Genomic DNA, 15537 nt, shown 5'->3' with positions numbered 1-15537 from the left:
AGGGAGCGAACCGGCGCCCCTCTCGATGCTAGCTGGCCAGGCTCACGGTTGGCTTGAGGTTGGGCGGTGACGCTGGCCGAACCGACGGATAGGCTGAAGACCCACTCTTGGGAGGAAAAACCATGGCACTCACCAGCGAAGCAACAACGGTCTGGAACGGACCGCTTGCGACAGGTTCCGGAATCGTCACACTCGACTCGTCACACGCCGCCGAGTTTCCCGTCAACTGGAAGGCGCGCTCAGAAGGAGCACCGAACACCACCAATCCAGAGGAACTCCTCGGCGCAGCCCACTCCGCGTGCTTCTCGATGGCGCTGTCACTGGCACTCAGTGAGGCCGGCCACACGCCGGAGTCCATTCAGACCACCGCAGCGGTCACCTTCACGCCCGGCATCGGCGTCGTCGGCAGCCACCTGCTCGTCAACGCCCGCGTCCCCGGCCTGACTGCTGAGGAGTTCGAGGTCATCGCCGAAGGCGCGAAGGAGAACTGCCCGATCTCGAAGGCGCTGGCCGGCATCCCGATCACCCTCGAAGCAGAACTCGCCTAACCGACACCCTTTCGGAGCCCGACATGCGTGTACTCGTCAGCGGGTCGTCTGGCCTCATCGGCACCGCGTTCTCCCGGGCGGCCACGACAGCCGGACACTCAGTGTTTCGGCTCGTTCGTCGGCCGCCCGGCGCCCGCAATGAAATCTCCTGGGATCCCCAGATTCTCTCCCTCGACGCTGCCGCACTCGACAACTTCGACGCCGTCGTGAACTTTTCGGGGGCATCGTTGGCCCGCCTCCCCTGGACGCCCGGCTACCGCACCGAAATATTGCGTTCACGCGTTCAGGCCACGCGCACCCTCACCGACGCGATGCGCCGTGCCGCCCGGCCGCCGGGCCTGCTGCTCAACGCGTCGGCAATCGGCATCTACGGCGATCGACCCGGTGAGGTTCTGACCGAGGATGCCGCGCCGGCCGACGATTTTCTGGCCAGCGTCGTCGCCACCTGGGAAGGCGAAGCCCACCGCGCCCCTGAACCGACACGGGTCGTCACTTTTCGCACCGGACTGGTACTCGCCCGACACGGTGCACTGGCCCCGCTGATTCCGCTGACCCGTCTCGGGCTTGCCGGCCCGCTCGGGCGTGGCACCCAGCAGTGGTCATGGATCAGCCTTCACGACGAAGCAGCCGCCCTGGTTCACCTGCTCGATTCGGAACTCTCCGGTCCCGTCAACCTCGTCGCGCCGCATCCGGCCAGCGCCAACGACGTCATGCGGGCCTTGGCGCACGCGTTGCATCGCCCGTTCCTGCTCCCCGTACCCGAAAAGGTGCTCACTCTCGCGCTACAGGATGCGGCTCGGCAGTTGCTACTGGCCGATCAACGAGTCAGCAGTCAGAAGCTGCAGGACGACGGTTTTCAGTTCACGCATCGCACGCCGACCGCGGCGATCGAGTGGATGCTGCAGCGGAGCTAGCCTGCGACACCGACGCGCTCAGGCTGCCGTGCGTTCCGCGTGCTCGAGGCCGATTGCCGTGCGGATCGCGCGGCGCGCCCGACGGCGGTCCCCCGACGCGTCGTAGGCGAGTCCGAGTCGAAACCAGGCCTGCCAGCTCTCAGGCGCGGCATCGACCTCGGCCTGAAACGTCGGGAACTCGGCATCCGCTGCATCGCGCACCGGGCGCCCGCTCGCGCGGATCGGCAGTTGTTCAATCGGGAGCGCCCCCTGCTCGTCGAGCAATTTCACGAGTCGCTCCGACCGCGCGCCGAACTGCAGTTCGCGCACCAACGCCCAGATTCCGATCAGCGGAAGCACGAGAAGCGCGATGCCGATCACAATGCCGACAGGGGTCCCACTGCCGAGAAACAGCACGGCACGCCAGCCGATGACGGCGATGTAGAAGACCAGCAGTGCCGACATGACGAGGGCGGCGATCCGGCCCTTCATGCGCCGAGCCCCGCCGATTCGGGTCCCAGGTCGAGAAGCGCATCGAGCCCAACGGCCACGCCGCGCGCCGACCGGGTGGCGGCCAGCGCGAGCAGGATCCCCCGTTCATAGGACGCGCTGGAAAGAGTGTTGTGGCTGATGGTCAAGGTCTCGCCCGTTCCACCGAGCAGCACCTCCTGGCGGGCGAGCAGCCCGTCCATCCGGATGCTGTGCACCGGAACACTGGCGACCTGCTGACCACGTGCCCGCTGGTCGGTGTGCGGAGCGGAGACCGGTCCGAGGGCCGCACGTGCGCGCCCGATCAGCTCAGCGGTGCGCACGGCAGTTCCAGACGGGGAATCCACCTTGCCGGCGTGGTGAGCTTCGACGATTTCGATGGAGTCAAAGAATCGGGCGGCCTGAGCCGCGAATCCGGTGGCGAGCACGGATCCAATCGAGAAATTGGGGATGATGATCACGCCGGTCTCGTCACGGCCAGCGATACGGCCGGCCAGCGCGTTGATGCGGTCTTCAGACCAGCCGGATGTCCCCACCAAGACGCGGAGGCCGTTGGTTGTGGCGAAGTCGACGACGCTCTGGCTGACGCCAGGGACAGTGAGATCGACCGCGACATCCGCACCGAGCATGTCGGACAGCGGGCTCTGCGAGTTCAGCTCGGCGACAAGTTCGTAGTCTTCGGCATTCTCAACAAGTTGGCAGACCAGGCGGCCCATTTTTCCTGTTGCGCCGATGACGGCCACCCGTGTAGTCATAGCTCTAATCTACCGTCCGCGAGTGATCGAGCCCGTCGCCGATCCAGCCCCATCGCGGGAGCGGCTCGGGTACTCCCTAGAACATCAGCGGGTCAGGCAACCCGGTGCGCAACTCGACAGGCAGGTGGCCGAGATCGTTGTGGGTGACGAGGGTCCAGGGACGGCCCGGCTTCTGCTGCAACACGGTGAGACCGCAGTTGGCCTGGTTGATGCTGAGCCAACGCCAATCGGGTGCCCCGAGCACTTCGCGCACGAACCAGGCGATCACGAAGTTGTGCGTGATCAGCAGATCGTGGCGTTCGCCCGGACGCGACTGCAAGAATTCGGCTGCCGCATCCTCCATCTGAGCCCGACCCGCCTCAATCTCGGCTTCGGTCACTGCTCCGAAGAACGGATCGTAGACCGACGGCATCTCGGGCGCTTTGCCAGACGGGATGCAGTCGAACAGCAGCGGCGACGGCTCAGAGACCAGCGAGGGCAGGCGTTCGGCAATGATCTCGGCCGTTGCCGCCGCGCGTTGCAACGGCGAGTGCCAGGCTCCGGTGAACGGAACCCCGCCCAGGCGTTCGGCGATCAGATGCGCCTGCCGACGCCCCCGCGCCGAGAGCGGACCATCGGGAAGACCGTGCTCGGCATCTTGCTGCTCGCCGTGACGGACCAAGTAGATGTAGTGGGGCATCGTTGTCCCTTTCGTTGTACTGCTTGTGTTACTGCGTGGGCAGTGCACGAGCGTGCACGCCGGAGGCGAAGGAGCGCCGGAGCCACCCGAATCGGGGCAGCGGCCGGCGACTAGGGTCGAAGGCTCGCGGGAATGACAGCGTCGAAGATGTTGTCATCGAGGGCGCCGACGGCTGCAATCGACACGGGGCCGGAGACCAGCTCTGCGGCCAGGCTCTGCACATCGTCGGCGGTCACGCGGTCGAGTCGGCGCAGCGCTTCGTCGAGGTCGGCGAACTCGCCGAGTGTGATCTCCGAACGGCCGAGACGCGACATCCGGGTGTCTGAGTCTTCCAGTGCCAGAGCGGATGCGCCGGCGAGTTGGCCCGCCGCGCGCTTCATCTCATTGGCCGTGACGCCGTGGTCGGCGAGACGGTGAAGTTCGCTCATCAGGATGTCGGCGACTTGGCCGGCCTTGGCCGGGGTGCAGCCGGCGTACATGCCGAAGAGGCCCGCATCGGAGTAACCGGGCGCGAACGAATACACCGAGTAGGCCAGGCCGCGCTTCTCGCGCACTTCCTGGAACAAACGTGACGACATTCCTCCGCCGAAGATCGAGTTGAGCACGCTCATCGTGACGCGGCGGTTGTCGGAGGCGACGAGGCCCGGCATGCCGATGAGCAGGTTCGCCTGCTCCAGCGGACGTCTCACGATGGTGACAGGGTCACCCTGACTGATGACCGCCGGGTGGTCGGTGCGGCGGCCGACCGGAGTCGCGGCGACTCCGAGGTCCCAGCCGGCACGCACCAGCCCGGCGGTGACGAGGGAGACAAGAAGATCGTGGTCGACCGCGCCGGCAACGGTGACAACGAGGTCTTGCGGCCGGTAGTTCGCGAGATAGTGCTCGTGCACCGCGTCGCGGGTCGCGGCAAGGATCGTCTCAGGGCTGCCGCCGATGGGGCGGCCGAGGGGGTGCTTGCCCAGCACGGCTTCGAAGAAACGTTCGTTGGCGACATCCGCAGGATCGTCGTCGGCCATGGCCAGCTCTTCGAGAATGACGCCGCGCTCGTTCTCAAACTCCACTGGATCAAGCAGTGACGAGGTCAGCATGTCGGTGAGCACTTCGACCGCCATGGTCAGGTCGCGGTCTTGCACCTTGGCGTAGTAGCAGGTGTATTCCTTGGCGGTCATCGCATTGTGCTCGCCTCCGACCGAGTCGAACGCAACAGCAATGTCAAGGGCCGAGCGCGTCTTCGTTCCCTTGAAGAGCAAGTGCTCGAGAAAGTGGGTCGAGCCGAAGTGACCTGGCTTCTCGTCGCGTGAGCCGACGGCGACCCAGAGGCCGATGGTCAGGCTGCGGCTGCCCGGAACCTGCTCGCTCAGGATGCGCACGCCGCTCGGCAGGACGCTGCGTCGAACACGCGACTCACCCGCCGCCTGAAAAGAGAGTTCGGGCAGGTCAAGGGGAAAGTCAACTGCACCGTTCATGTCCCCCCACCTTACGACACCACCCCGACAAGCGGGCCGCCACACCGGCACTGCAACCCTAGACTGGTCTGTCTTCACCTGTGCTAGTGTCTGGTTGTTGAAAACCGACGACCTCCCCAAAACGTCGGTGTTCGCGTGAGTTTCACTGGTCTCCTGCACAGCGAGGCTCGGCTGTCGAATTGACGGTTTCCACCAATCCGGGTGCCCTAGCACTCGCACAACACCGCAGGGACGCTGTTCCAGCAAAGGAGTCGGACGGATGGCCGAGTTGACTGATTCGGCCGTCCGGCCGACGACCCACGCGAAGGTGCGCATTCTTGCCACCGCCGACACGCTCTTCTACAGCGAGGGCGTGCACACCGTCGGTGTCGACCGGATCATCAGCGAGTCCCGCGTGACGAAGGCGACCTTCTACAAGTACTTCCGTTCCAAAGACGGCCTGATCGTCGCCTATATTGAGGGCCGTGACAAGCGCGCTCGAGCGGCGTTGCAGGATGTCGAACGGCGCCACGACACTCCGGAGCGCCGTCTTCACGACGTCGCAAGCATGATCGCTACCGAGGTGCGCACCGACAGTTTTCACGGCTGCCCGTTCATCAATGCGGCTGCGCAGTTCGCGGATCCGATGCACCCGGTTCGCCAAGCGGTCAGCATCCACCGCGAATGGTACGTCTCGACGATCGAGGATCTCTTTCGGGGAATGGGTCACCCGCGGCCGGGCGACGCGGCAGACGACTTCTTTCTCGCCAGAGACGGCGCCTTCTCGGGCGCGAATCTCGGCGACCCGATCGCGGCGCAGACCGCTTTGCTGCGCGCCGTTCATCGCATGATCGAGGACTCGGCCGGCTAGATCGGGAAATTCGAAGATTCAGGGCAGTTCGTTCAGCTTCGCCGATGCCCGGTCGAGCTCATGCATCTCGCTGCGAAACAGTCGAATATCGGCGGCAGCCATGATCGCGTCGAGTTGTTCCGGTGCGCTGACGCTGGCGACAGGCGCGAACATTCCTCTGGCCGACAGCCAGGCCAGGGCGATGGTGGCGGGGTCAACCCCGCGCGCATCGGCAATACGCTGCACAGCGGCCAGCGCACGCAGCGAGGCGCGGTTGAGGTAGGGCGCGATCAGGTGACCGCGAGCGTCGTGGGCGACATCCGCTCTGACGCGGTACTTTCCAGTGAGAAAACCGTGGGCGAGCGCGAAGTAGGGCATCACCGCGAGACCCTGCGCGCGCGTGACAACCGACAGGGTCGATTCGAACTCAGCCCGGTGCACCAGGTTGTAGTGAGTCTGCAGGGCGACAAAACGAGGGAGACCGTTGGCCGCGAGCACTCGGGCTTCCATCAGGCGTTCCGCGCTGAAGTTCGAGGCCGCGAGATTGCGCACCAATCCGGCACGCATGAGCGCGTCGATCGTGCCGAGACTCTCTTCGAGGGGCACCGTCTTGTCGTCGACGTGGAGAAAGAGAAGGTCGATGAAGTCGGTGCCGAGGCGTTCGAGCGAGGCATGCACTGCACCGACGATGCTGTGCGGGCTGAGCCCGGGAAAATCACGGTTGCGCCCGATTTTCGTTGCGACGACGGTGGTGTCTCTGGCGCGGCGACTCCGCATCCAGGTTCCGAGCAGCACCTCGCTGCGCCCGGAGGCGTAGCTGTCGGCGGTGTCGAGAAAGTTGCCGCCCAGGGCGCGATGACGATCCAGGATGCGCATGCTGGTGTCGCCGTCGGCCGTCCAGCCGAACACACTGCAACCCAGAGCAAACGGGTACACCGAGAGATCGGTGTCTGGCAGTCGGCGCCTGAGCGCCGGAATTGACACCCCTGCTCCCTCGGGAGTTGTAATCGGACCAGTGTGCTGCACCTCGATCGGGGCAGACACCGTCTCAAGCATCGCATTGTGAACCTTCACGTCGACGGGACCGATTCCCGAAGCGACGGCGGCCGATGCGACCGGATGCCCGTTGGGCTGCACGTTGGGCTGCACGTTGGGCTGTTCGACTGGCAGAGAGTTCGGGCCGCGCTGATCGCTGAGCACTGAAATCTCGGCAGAAATCGGAGATGCACCTGCGGCTGCAGAACGCTGGGCTCTGAGGCCGGCTGTGACAGTGTCAACGAAGCGGCTCATCCGCTCTCCTCCCTTTCAAACCCGACACTAGCCCCGGCCTCCGACGAAGCTGGGAAGCGTGCGCGAACCGTTACCGAATATTCATCGCCAGCAAACTCCTGAGTAAACCGTTGGTCAACGTGCAGACAAAATCTTCACAAGCGAGCTAGCCTGATGCAATGTCAGAATCTGCCTTGTACGACATTCCCCTCACCCTCATCGACGGAACAGAAACCACGTTCGGCCAGTTCGCCGGAAAGACTGTTCTCGTCGTCAATGTGGCGTCGAAGTGCGGATTCACTCCGCAGTATGCGGGCTTGGAATCGCTCTACACGAAGTTCGCCGATGACGGCCTCGTGGTTCTGGGACTGCCCTGCAACCAGTTCATGGGTCAAGAACCCGGAACAGAGCAAGACATTGCCGAGTTCTGCGACCTCAACTTCGGCGTGACGTTTCCGTTGACTGCGAAGGTCGATGTGCGAGGCAAGCACCAGCATCCGCTCTACGCCGAATTGACGCAGTTCAAGCACGGCATGCTCCCCGGCTTGATCAAGTGGAATTTCGAGAAGTTTCTGATCAATGCCAACGGCGAGGTGATTGACCGTTTCGGCTCGGCCGTCGAACCGGAATCCGACGCCATCGTGAATGCCGTTGAAGCAGCACTCGCCGCTGAACGCGCTGCCTAACGCCGGTCACACGCATTCAGCTGTGAGCTGCTGACTCGTCAGATCCCTGCTCTCCGCAAGACGGCTTCGGCGTGACGCAAGAGTGGTGCGTCGATCATCTGGGAGTGGTGTTGAAAGACTCCCGGTTGGCTCTTCGCAGCCTGCAGGATGTCGGTGGCCGCGGTGATCTCCGCGTCGCTCGGTCGGTAGGCGCGTCGGATCGGCTCGACATGACTCGGGTGGATGCAGGCCGTTGCGGCATACCCGCTCGCCGCGGCATCCTCTGCTTCAGCGGAGACGCCGACCAGATCGGCGATGTCGAGGTGCACCGTGTCGATCGCCGCTTTGCCGTGTGCCCCCGCTGCCAGCAACACCTGCGCCCTGGCGTACCGCGCAACATCGCGATAGGCGCCGTCTGCTCGCCGACTTGACGTTCCGCCGAGGGAGGCGATCAGGTCTTCCGCGCCCCACATCAGGGCGACGACGGTGTCGACGGCGGCAATCTCAGCGGCGGCGATCACCCCGGCCGCACTCTCGCAGAGTGCCACGACTGCAAAGCCGTCCAGCCCGGCGAGAGCGGTGGCGCTCTCGGCTTTGGGCACCATGATCGTGCGGTAGCTCGTCTCGGCAAGCGCCGCCAGGTCGAGCGCATGGTCGGGCGAGGAGAGGGGGTTCACCCGTACGATGGTGCGCGCCGGGTCCTGCGGATGCGCAATGAGCGCTTCTCGTGCCGCCACCCGATTCGCCGGGGTCACCGCGTCTTCGAGGTCGATGATCGCGGCGTCGGCCCGGTCGAGTGCTCGCCCGTAGCGGTCGGGACGATCGGCCGGGCAGAACAACAACGCGGGGCCGAGGGTGAACGGCGCCGCGTTCAGCGGCGGGCCGTTCATTCCGCCGCCGGCCGTGGCGCGGCATCCTGACACCAGACGAGTGTGGTGCGCGTGGCCGTGGCCACTACCTCGCCGTGCTGGTTGCGGCCGGTGTGAACGAGCGTGATGATTCCCTGGCCGGGGCGCGATGCCGACAGTCGTTTGTCGGTCACAATCGACTCGGAGTAGAGCGTATCCCCGTGGTACAGCGGATGCGGAAACGTCACCTCGGAGAAACCGAGGTTCGCCACGATCGTGCCCTGGGTCAGCTGGGCGACCGAGCTTCCGACCAGGGTCGACAGTGTGAACATCGAATTCACGAGGCGCTGACCGAACGGTTGAGTGGCTGCCCACGCCGCGTCGAGGTGCAGCGACTGGGTGTTCATCGTCAGCGTCGTGAACAGCACGTTGTCGGCCTCGGTGACGGTGCGGCCAGGTCGGTGCAGGTAGCGCACCGACAGATCGAACTCTTCGTAGTACAGGCCGCGTTGCACGAGGTCGGTTCGGTCGGTGCCGCTTGGCTCAGCGCTCGCGCGGTCGGTGTCGCTCACGGGCGCGCTCCCTGCGGTTGTTGCGTTGTCTCATCGATGTGCAGTTCGGCACCAGTGGCGGCGATGACCTCCTCGAGGCTGACCCCAGGAGCTCGTTCGCGAAGCACGAAACCGTCGGGCGTGACGTCGATCACCGCCAGATCAGTGATGATCCGGTCAACACAGCCGCGTCCGGTCAGTGGCAACGAGCACCGTTTCACCAGCTTCGGATTGCCGTCACGATCGGTGTGCTCCATCATCACGATGAGCCGGCGCGCGCCGAAGACGAGGTCCATGGCTCCGCCCATCCCCTTGACCATCTTTCCGGGAATCATCCAGTTGGCCAGGTCGCCGTTCTCTGCGACCTCCATGGCGCCGAGCACGGCGACGTCGACGTGACCGCCGCGCACCATGCCGAAGGATGTCGCCGAGTCGAAGAAGGCCGCCCCCTGATTCACAGTCACGGTTTCCTTGCCCGCGTTGATCAGATCGGGGTCGAGTTGTGCCTCGGTCGGGTAGGGTCCAACGCCCAATATTCCGTTCTCGGAATGCAGAACGACTTCGATGTCGGCACGGATGTAGTTCGGAATGAGCGTCGGCATTCCAATGCCGAGATTGACATATTGGCCGTTCTCCAGCTCCTCGGCCACGCGGGCGGCGAGTTCGGTGCGGGTGAGACTCATGCGCGTGACTCCTTCTGCTCTGGTGCGGTTGGGGCCGGCTGCGCTGCCGACTCCGCTGCCGACTCCGCTGCCGACTCCGGCGCGGTGACGGTGCGCCGCTCAATCCGTTTCGCGACCTGCCCCACCACGACGACCCGCTGCACGTAGATGCCGGGCGTGTGAATCTGTTCGGGGTCGAGGTCTCCCGGTTCGACCAACTCTTCAACCTGGGCGATCGTGATACGCCCGGCCATGGCGGCCAGCGGGTTGAAGTTTGCGGCTGCCGCGTGAAAAACGAGGTTGCCGTAGCGGTCGCCCTTCTGCGCATGCACGAGAGCGAAGTCGGGCGTGACCGAATGTTCGAGCACGTAGTCGCGGCCGTCGAACCGGCGCACCTCCTTGGGTTCAGACGCCACAGCGACACTGCCGTCAGAGTTGTAGCGCTGCGGCAGACCGCCCTCGCTGACCTGCGTTCCGACGCCGGCCGGCGTATAGAAGGCGGGGATCCCGGCCCCGCCGGCGCGCATCTTCTCGGCCAGGGTTCCCTGCGGGGTCAGCTCGACTTCGAGTTCACCGGCCAGAAACTGTCGGGCGAATTCCTTGTTCTCGCCCACGTAGGAGCTGACCGTGCGCCGGATTCGGTGATCGGCGAGCAGAATGCCGAGCCCCCAATCGTCGACTCCGCAATTGTTGCTGATCGTCTCGAGCCCGCTCGTCCCCCGGTCATGCAACGCCTGGATCAGCGCCGAGGGGATTCCGCACAGACCAAACCCGCCGACCGCGAGAGAAGCGCCATCCGGGATATCAGCAACGGCCTCTGCCGCGCTGCCGACAACTTTGTTGATCATGTGGTGCTCCTCACAACGTGTCGAACCCCAGTTCGCGCGAGATGATCATCAGCTGCACCTCACTCGTTCCTTCGCCGATCTCGAGAATCTTCGAATCACGGTAGTGCCGTGCCACCGGGTTTTCGTTCATGAATCCGTAGCCGCCGAAGATCTGGGTTGCATCGCGAGCGTTGTCCATGGCGGCTTCGCTCCCGACCAGTTTCGCAAGACTCGCCTCCATTTTGAAAGGGCGACCGGCGACGAGTTTGCGCGCGGCGTCGTAGTAGGCGAGCCGCGACGCATGAACGCGAGCCTGCATCCGTGCGATTTTGAAAGCGATGTGCTGGTTCGACCCGATGTTGCGTCCGAAGACGTTGCGGCTTTTCGCATATCTGATCGACTCTTCGAGACAGCCCTGCGCGGCCCCGGTGCAGAGCGCGGCAAAGGCGACGCGGCCTTCGTCGAGGGTCTGGATGAAGTTGGCGAAGCCGCGGCCACGCTCCCCCAAGATGTTGGCCGCGGGTACCCGCACATCGGTCAGGGTGAGCGGATGCGTGTCTGAGGTGTGCCAGCCCACCTTGTCGTAGCTCGGTTCCACCACGAAACCTGGCGTCTTGCTCGGCACCAGAATCGCGGTGAGCTCTTTCTTAATCGAGCCGTCGGCGCGCGTCGATTCGCCGGTCACCGCGGTGATGGTGACGAGCTTGGTGATCTGCGTGCCGGAGTTGGTGATGAATTGTTTGGTGCCATTGATCACCCAGTGGCCGTCGACGAGTTCCGCCGTGGTTTTCGTGCCGGCGGCGTCAGATCCGGCGTCCGCCTCGGTCAGCCCGAATCCGGCGAGAGCCTCCCCGCGTGCCAACATCGGCAGCCATTCCTGTTTCTGGGCCTCGGTTCCGCTTCGATAAATCGGCATCGCGCCGAGGCCGACTCCGGCCTCGAGGGTTACGCCGATGCTCTGGTCGACGCGACCCAGTTGCTCGACGGCTAGGCAGAGCGAGAAGTAGTCCTTGCCCTGGCCGCCGTACTCGACGGGGAAGGGGAGCCCGAACAGGCCCATCTCCCCCATCGACCGAATGATGCCGTATGGCAGCTCCCTCTTGGTGTCGTACTCGTAGGCGGCGGGAGCGACGACGGTGTCGGCGAACTCCCGCACCTCGTTGCTCAGCCGGAGTTCGGCGTCGCTCAGCTCGGAGTCGCCGTAGGTCGAGGTGGTGTTGTGCTGCGCGTTCATGCTGAACCTTCCGAGAGTGCGGGGCTGGGTGAGCCCTCTGGTGATGAGGCCGGGTCTGGCCGTTGAATCGTGGCCACGATCTGGCCCAGACTGACGAGGTCGCCGACCGCGACGGCGACGGTGGCGATTCCGCCGAGTGCTGCGGCGAGACGATGCTCCATCTTCATCGCCTCGACGACGAGCAGGGTGTCCCCCGCCTCGACGGATGAACCGTCGGCAACGTTCACTGAAATCACCGTGCCGGGCATGGGCGAGCGCACCGCAGGGTCGGCGACTCCCGCTGACGGCTCCGCCGCGGCGAGACGGGCGGCGAGCTGATCCTGGCGGCTGAGCACCCGCAGACGGAAAGTGGCCCCGTCGGTGCCCAGCCACACGTCATTGCCCGCAGCAACGATGTCGACGGTGCTGACGCTGCCGTCGAACTCGACGCTGTAACCGTGTGGTCGCCCCGGTATCCTCTGCAGGCTGGCCGACACCAAGTTGCAGTCACCCACCGTGACGCGAGAAGCATCCGTCGTGTCATCGACGTGAATCGTCACCGGCGATGCGGTGCCGACCTGCAGCGTGTAGGGCGTCGGCTGATGCTCGCCGATTCGCCATCCAGAGCGGGAAGTCCAGGGTGAGGTCGCAGACGCTTCGCCACCGACTAAGGGCAACGCCTCCGCGTGCGCGCGCAAAAATAACGCGGCAGCGGCCAGCAGCCGGTCGTCGATCGCTCGAAAGATGAGGCTGGGAAGCGTGCGCTCGATCAGTTCGGTGTCGAGGTGACCCGCGCGCACCGCGGGGGTATGAAGCAGCAGTCGCAGGTACTCGATGTTTGTCGGCACGCCCAACACCACGGTCTCAGAGAGTGCCCGGTCGAGCCGGGCGAGCGCCTGCCCCCGGTCGACTCCCCAGGCGATCACCTTGGCGAGAAGCGGGTCGTAGTCGGCACCGAGCACGAGGCCGGGGGTCAACGAACTGTCGACACGGATGCCGTCGCCGTGGGCCTCGTCCAGGGCCAGCACGCTTCCCGTGGCCGGCAGAAACCCGGCGGCCGGGCTTTCGGCGTAGACGCGTGCTTCGATCGAGTGCCCGGTGAGCCGCACGTCATCCTGTGCGAGCGCGAGCCGCTCGCCCGCCGCGATGCGCACCTGCCATTCCACCAGGTCGAGTCCGGTGACGAGTTCGGTGACCGGATGCTCAACCTGCAGCCGGGTGTTCATCTCCATGAAGTAGAACGCATCGGGTTCGGCGTCTGACACCAAGAATTCGACGGTTCCCGCCCCGCGGTAGTCGACGCTGCGGGCGGCGGCGCAGGCCGCGGCGCCGATGCGGCGCCGGGACGGTTCGTCGAGCAGCGGCGACGGGGCCTCTTCGATCACCTTCTGGTGCCGACGTTGCAGCGAGCATTCACGTTCGCCGAGATGGATGATGTTGCCGTAGTTGTCGGCGAGCACCTGCACCTCGATGTGACGCGGGCTCGGAATGAGTCGCTCGAGAAAGAGTGTGTCGTCACCGAACGCACGCGCGGCGACGCGGCGAGCAGCATCGAGGGCGGCTGCCAACTCGGAGGCCGCTTCGACGACATACATTCCTTTGCCGCCGCCGCCCGCCGACGGCTTGATCAACAGCGGGTAGCCGACATCGGCGGCGGCCGCTGCGAGGGCGGCATTGTCGAGTCCCGGCAGAGCGATGCCAGGGGTCGTCGGAACCCCGCTCTCTGCGACGTGGTTCTTGGCGCGGATCTTGTCGCCCATGACCCGCAAGGCGTGAACGCTCGGACCGATGAACGTGAGCCCGGCCTCGGCCGTCGCCCGGGCGAATTCCTCGTTCTCACTCAGGAATCCGTAGCCCGGGTGGATTGCCTGGGCGCCGGTCTCGGCGGCGGCGCGCAGGATCGCTTCGATGTTGAGGTAGCTTTCCCGTGCCTCGGCGGGTCCGATCCGCACCGCGACATCTGCCAGAGCGACATGCCGGGCGTTCCGGTCGGCGTCGCTGAACACGGCGACCGAACGGATGCCGAGACGCCGGAGCGTTGTGATGACGCGGCAGGCAATCTCTCCGCGGTTGGCAACGAGCACGGTGGCGAACACATCGGTGGTGAACATCGCGGTGTCAGAGATCTGCGGGATCATCGTCGTCGTCACATCCGGAAGAGACCGAAGGAGGTCTCGGGAAGGGGAGTTCGTGAACAGACGTCGAGAGCGAGTCCGAGCACCGTGCGGGTGTCGGCGGGGTCGATGATCCCGTCATCCCAGAGGCGCGCCGTCGAGTAATACGGGCTGCCTTGCCGCTCGTATTGTTCGGTGATCGGTGTGGTGAATTCCGCCTCGTCGGCGGAAGACCATTCGTCGCCGCGCCCTTCGATCTGGTCGCGTTTCACGGTGGCGAGCACCGACGACGCTTGGGTTCCGCCCATCACCGAGATGCGGCTGGCCGGCCACATCCAGAGAAACCGGGGCGAGTAGGCCCTGCCGCACATCGAGTAGTTGCCGGCCCCGAATGAGCCGCCGATCACGACGGTCAGTTTCGGCACGCGGGCGGTTGCGACCGCGGTGACCATTTTTGCCCCATGCTTGGCGATGCCTCCGGCTTCGGCGTCGCGGCCGACCATGAATCCCGAGATGTTCTGCAAAAAGAGCAGCGGAATCCCGCGTTGGTCGCACAGCTCGATGAAATGTGCTCCCTTCTCGGCCGACTCGGAGAACAGCACGCCGTTGTTGGCGATGATGCCGATCGGATGCCCGTGCAGGTGAGCGAACCCGGTGACCAGCGTGGTGCCGTACTCGCGTTTGAACTCGTGGAACTCGCTGCCGTCGACGAGGCGTGCGATCACCTCGTGCACGTCGTAGTGGCCGTGCACGTCGATCGGCACCGCGCCGTAGAGCTCGCCCTCCGCGACCACAGGGGCAACGCTCTGGCGCACCTCCCACGCGGGTGCGGCCGGCGCCGGCAGCGTCGCAACGATGTCACGCACGATCTGCAGGGCGTGACTGTCGTTCTCGGCGAGGTGATCGGTGACCCCAGAGGTGCGGGAGTGCAACTCACCGCCGCCGAGTTCTTCCGCCGAGACGATCTCGCCGATTGCGGCCTTCACCAGAGGCGGGCCACCGAGAAAAATGGTGCCCTGGCCGCGCACGATCACCGTCTCGTCACTCATCGCTGGAACGTAGGCTCCACCGGCGGTGCACGAACCCATCACCGACGCGATCTGTGCAATCTTGGCCGCGGACATCCGTGCCTGGTTGAAGAAGATGCGACCGAAGTGGTCGCGGTCCGGAAAGACTTCGTCTTGCAGCGGGAGAAAGGCACCGCCCGAGTCGACGAGGTAGATGCAGGGCAGCCGGTTCTCGAGGGCGATCTCCTGCGCACGCAGGTGCTTCTTGACCGTCAACGGGTAGTAGGTGCCGCCCTTGACCGTTGCATCGTTCGAGATCACGAGCACGTGGCGGCCGTGCACCAGGCCGATTCCGGCGATCAAACCGGCGCCGGGGCTGTCGTCGTTGTACAGGCCGAAGGCGGCGAGCGGGGCGATCTCGAGAAAGGGGCTGCCCGGGTCGAGCAACTCGTCGATGCGCTCGCGGGGCAGCAGCTTGCCGCGCCCCCGGTGTCGCTCACGCGACGCTTTCGGGCCACCGAGCGCCGCGACAGCCAAACGGCTGCGCAGTGTCGTGACGAGTGCGCGCTGGGCGGCATCGTTCTCGGCAAACGCCGGGTCGGTGCGGTCGAGCTGTGAGGTGAGCGTCTGCATTGACAACTTCCGGTTGGTCAGGGCATAGATTGTGTGAGAAGATTCGGTTAATAACCACTAACTGAAATTCAGAGTAGCCACTCTCCCTC

16 protein-coding genes are annotated in these 15537 nt (G+C 65.1%); 4 read left to right on the top strand and 12 right to left on the bottom strand.

The window, feature by feature from the left end; translation table 11 throughout:
* Window positions 1-122 precede the first annotated feature (122 nt).
* Complete coding sequence (locus ABD791_RS20425; protein ID WP_345069743.1) at window positions 123-548, top strand: OsmC family peroxiredoxin; 426 nt, start codon at window positions 123-125, stop codon at window positions 546-548.
* 23 nt (window positions 549-571) lie between these two features.
* Window positions 572-1462, top strand: coding sequence for a TIGR01777 family oxidoreductase (locus tag ABD791_RS20420; protein WP_345069742.1), 891 nt, complete (start codon window positions 572-574; stop codon window positions 1460-1462).
* An 18-nt stretch (window positions 1463-1480) separates the two neighbouring features.
* Here the strand turns inward: ABD791_RS20420 and ABD791_RS20415 are convergent, their stop codons facing one another.
* The 4 genes from ABD791_RS20415 to ABD791_RS20400 all read right to left on the bottom strand — a co-directional run bounded on the left by ABD791_RS20415 (window position 1481) and on the right by ABD791_RS20400 (window position 4830).
* Window positions 1481-1933 carry a hypothetical protein gene (locus tag ABD791_RS20415; protein ID WP_345069741.1) on the bottom strand — a complete coding sequence of 151 codons (453 nt, stop codon included), beginning with the start codon at window positions 1931-1933 and terminating at the stop codon, window positions 1481-1483.
* Entirely contained in the window at window positions 1930-2685 is a 756-nt protein-coding gene (gene dapB, locus ABD791_RS20410) for a 4-hydroxy-tetrahydrodipicolinate reductase (RefSeq protein WP_345069740.1), read from the bottom strand. The genes ABD791_RS20415 and dapB overlap by 4 nt, the downstream gene beginning before the upstream one ends.
* A gap of 76 nt (window positions 2686-2761) precedes the next feature.
* Window positions 2762-3364: a histidine phosphatase family protein gene (locus tag ABD791_RS20405; protein ID WP_345069739.1), complete on the bottom strand. Its 603-nt coding sequence runs from the start codon at window positions 3362-3364 to the stop codon at window positions 2762-2764.
* Window positions 3365-3474: 110 nt separating this feature from the next.
* Window positions 3475-4830: a M16 family metallopeptidase gene (locus ABD791_RS20400; RefSeq protein WP_345069737.1), complete on the bottom strand. Its 1356-nt coding sequence runs from the start codon at window positions 4828-4830 to the stop codon at window positions 3475-3477.
* A gap of 259 nt (window positions 4831-5089) precedes the next feature.
* On the opposite strand from ABD791_RS20400, the gene ABD791_RS20395 reads away from it, so the two are divergent.
* Window positions 5090-5680, top strand: a complete 591-nt coding sequence (locus tag ABD791_RS20395; protein WP_345069736.1) for a TetR/AcrR family transcriptional regulator — start codon at window positions 5090-5092, stop codon at window positions 5678-5680.
* Between the two features lie 18 nt (window positions 5681-5698).
* On the opposite strand, the gene ABD791_RS20390 is transcribed toward ABD791_RS20395, so the two are convergent.
* Entirely contained in the window at window positions 5699-6949 is a 1251-nt protein-coding gene (locus ABD791_RS20390; protein WP_345069734.1) for an aldo/keto reductase, read from the bottom strand.
* A 158-nt stretch (window positions 6950-7107) separates the two neighbouring features.
* Between ABD791_RS20390 and ABD791_RS20385 the strand changes: the two genes are divergently transcribed.
* Window positions 7108-7614: a glutathione peroxidase gene (locus ABD791_RS20385; RefSeq protein WP_345069733.1), complete on the top strand. Its 507-nt coding sequence runs from the start codon at window positions 7108-7110 to the stop codon at window positions 7612-7614.
* A 38-nt stretch (window positions 7615-7652) separates the two neighbouring features.
* Here ABD791_RS20385 and ABD791_RS20380 read toward each other — a convergent pair whose 3' ends face one another.
* Genes ABD791_RS20380 through ABD791_RS20350 form a run of 7 tightly spaced genes read right to left on the bottom strand, consistent with a single transcriptional unit; the run spans window position 7653 to window position 15448 of the window.
* A complete protein-coding gene (locus ABD791_RS20380) occupies window positions 7653-8483 on the bottom strand; it encodes an HpcH/HpaI aldolase/citrate lyase family protein (RefSeq protein WP_345069791.1) in 831 nt (276 codons plus the stop codon).
* Window positions 8480-9013, bottom strand: a complete 534-nt coding sequence (locus ABD791_RS20375) for a MaoC family dehydratase (RefSeq protein ID WP_345069731.1) — start codon at window positions 9011-9013, stop codon at window positions 8480-8482. The genes ABD791_RS20380 and ABD791_RS20375 overlap by 4 nt, the downstream gene beginning before the upstream one ends.
* A complete protein-coding gene (locus tag ABD791_RS20370; RefSeq protein ID WP_345069730.1) occupies window positions 9010-9675 on the bottom strand; it encodes a CoA transferase subunit B in 666 nt (221 codons plus the stop codon). The genes ABD791_RS20375 and ABD791_RS20370 overlap by 4 nt, the downstream gene beginning before the upstream one ends.
* Complete coding sequence (locus tag ABD791_RS20365; RefSeq protein WP_345069729.1) at window positions 9672-10502, bottom strand: CoA transferase subunit A; 831 nt, start codon at window positions 10500-10502, stop codon at window positions 9672-9674. Before ABD791_RS20365 ends, ABD791_RS20370 begins: the two co-directional genes overlap by 4 nt.
* Before the next feature lie 10 nt (window positions 10503-10512).
* Window positions 10513-11715 carry an acyl-CoA dehydrogenase family protein gene (locus ABD791_RS20360; RefSeq protein WP_345069728.1) on the bottom strand — a complete coding sequence of 401 codons (1203 nt, stop codon included), beginning with the start codon at window positions 11713-11715 and terminating at the stop codon, window positions 10513-10515.
* The gene (locus ABD791_RS20355) at window positions 11712-13844 is read right to left on the bottom strand and encodes an acetyl/propionyl/methylcrotonyl-CoA carboxylase subunit alpha (RefSeq protein WP_345069726.1); all 2133 of its coding nucleotides are present in this window, start codon (window positions 13842-13844) and stop codon (window positions 11712-11714) included. The genes ABD791_RS20360 and ABD791_RS20355 overlap by 4 nt, the downstream gene beginning before the upstream one ends.
* A complete protein-coding gene (locus ABD791_RS20350) occupies window positions 13841-15448 on the bottom strand; it encodes a carboxyl transferase domain-containing protein (RefSeq protein ID WP_345069724.1) in 1608 nt (535 codons plus the stop codon). The genes ABD791_RS20355 and ABD791_RS20350 overlap by 4 nt, the downstream gene beginning before the upstream one ends.
* Between the last annotated feature and the right edge of the window lie 89 nt (window positions 15449-15537).

The organism is Glaciibacter kafniensis (genome assembly GCF_039538945.1).
Lineage (GTDB): Bacteria > Actinomycetota > Actinomycetes > Actinomycetales > Microbacteriaceae > Cryobacterium > Cryobacterium kafniensis.
The sequence above is the reverse complement of the archived record's forward strand: the minus strand, read 5'-3'. Positions and strand labels throughout refer to the sequence as shown.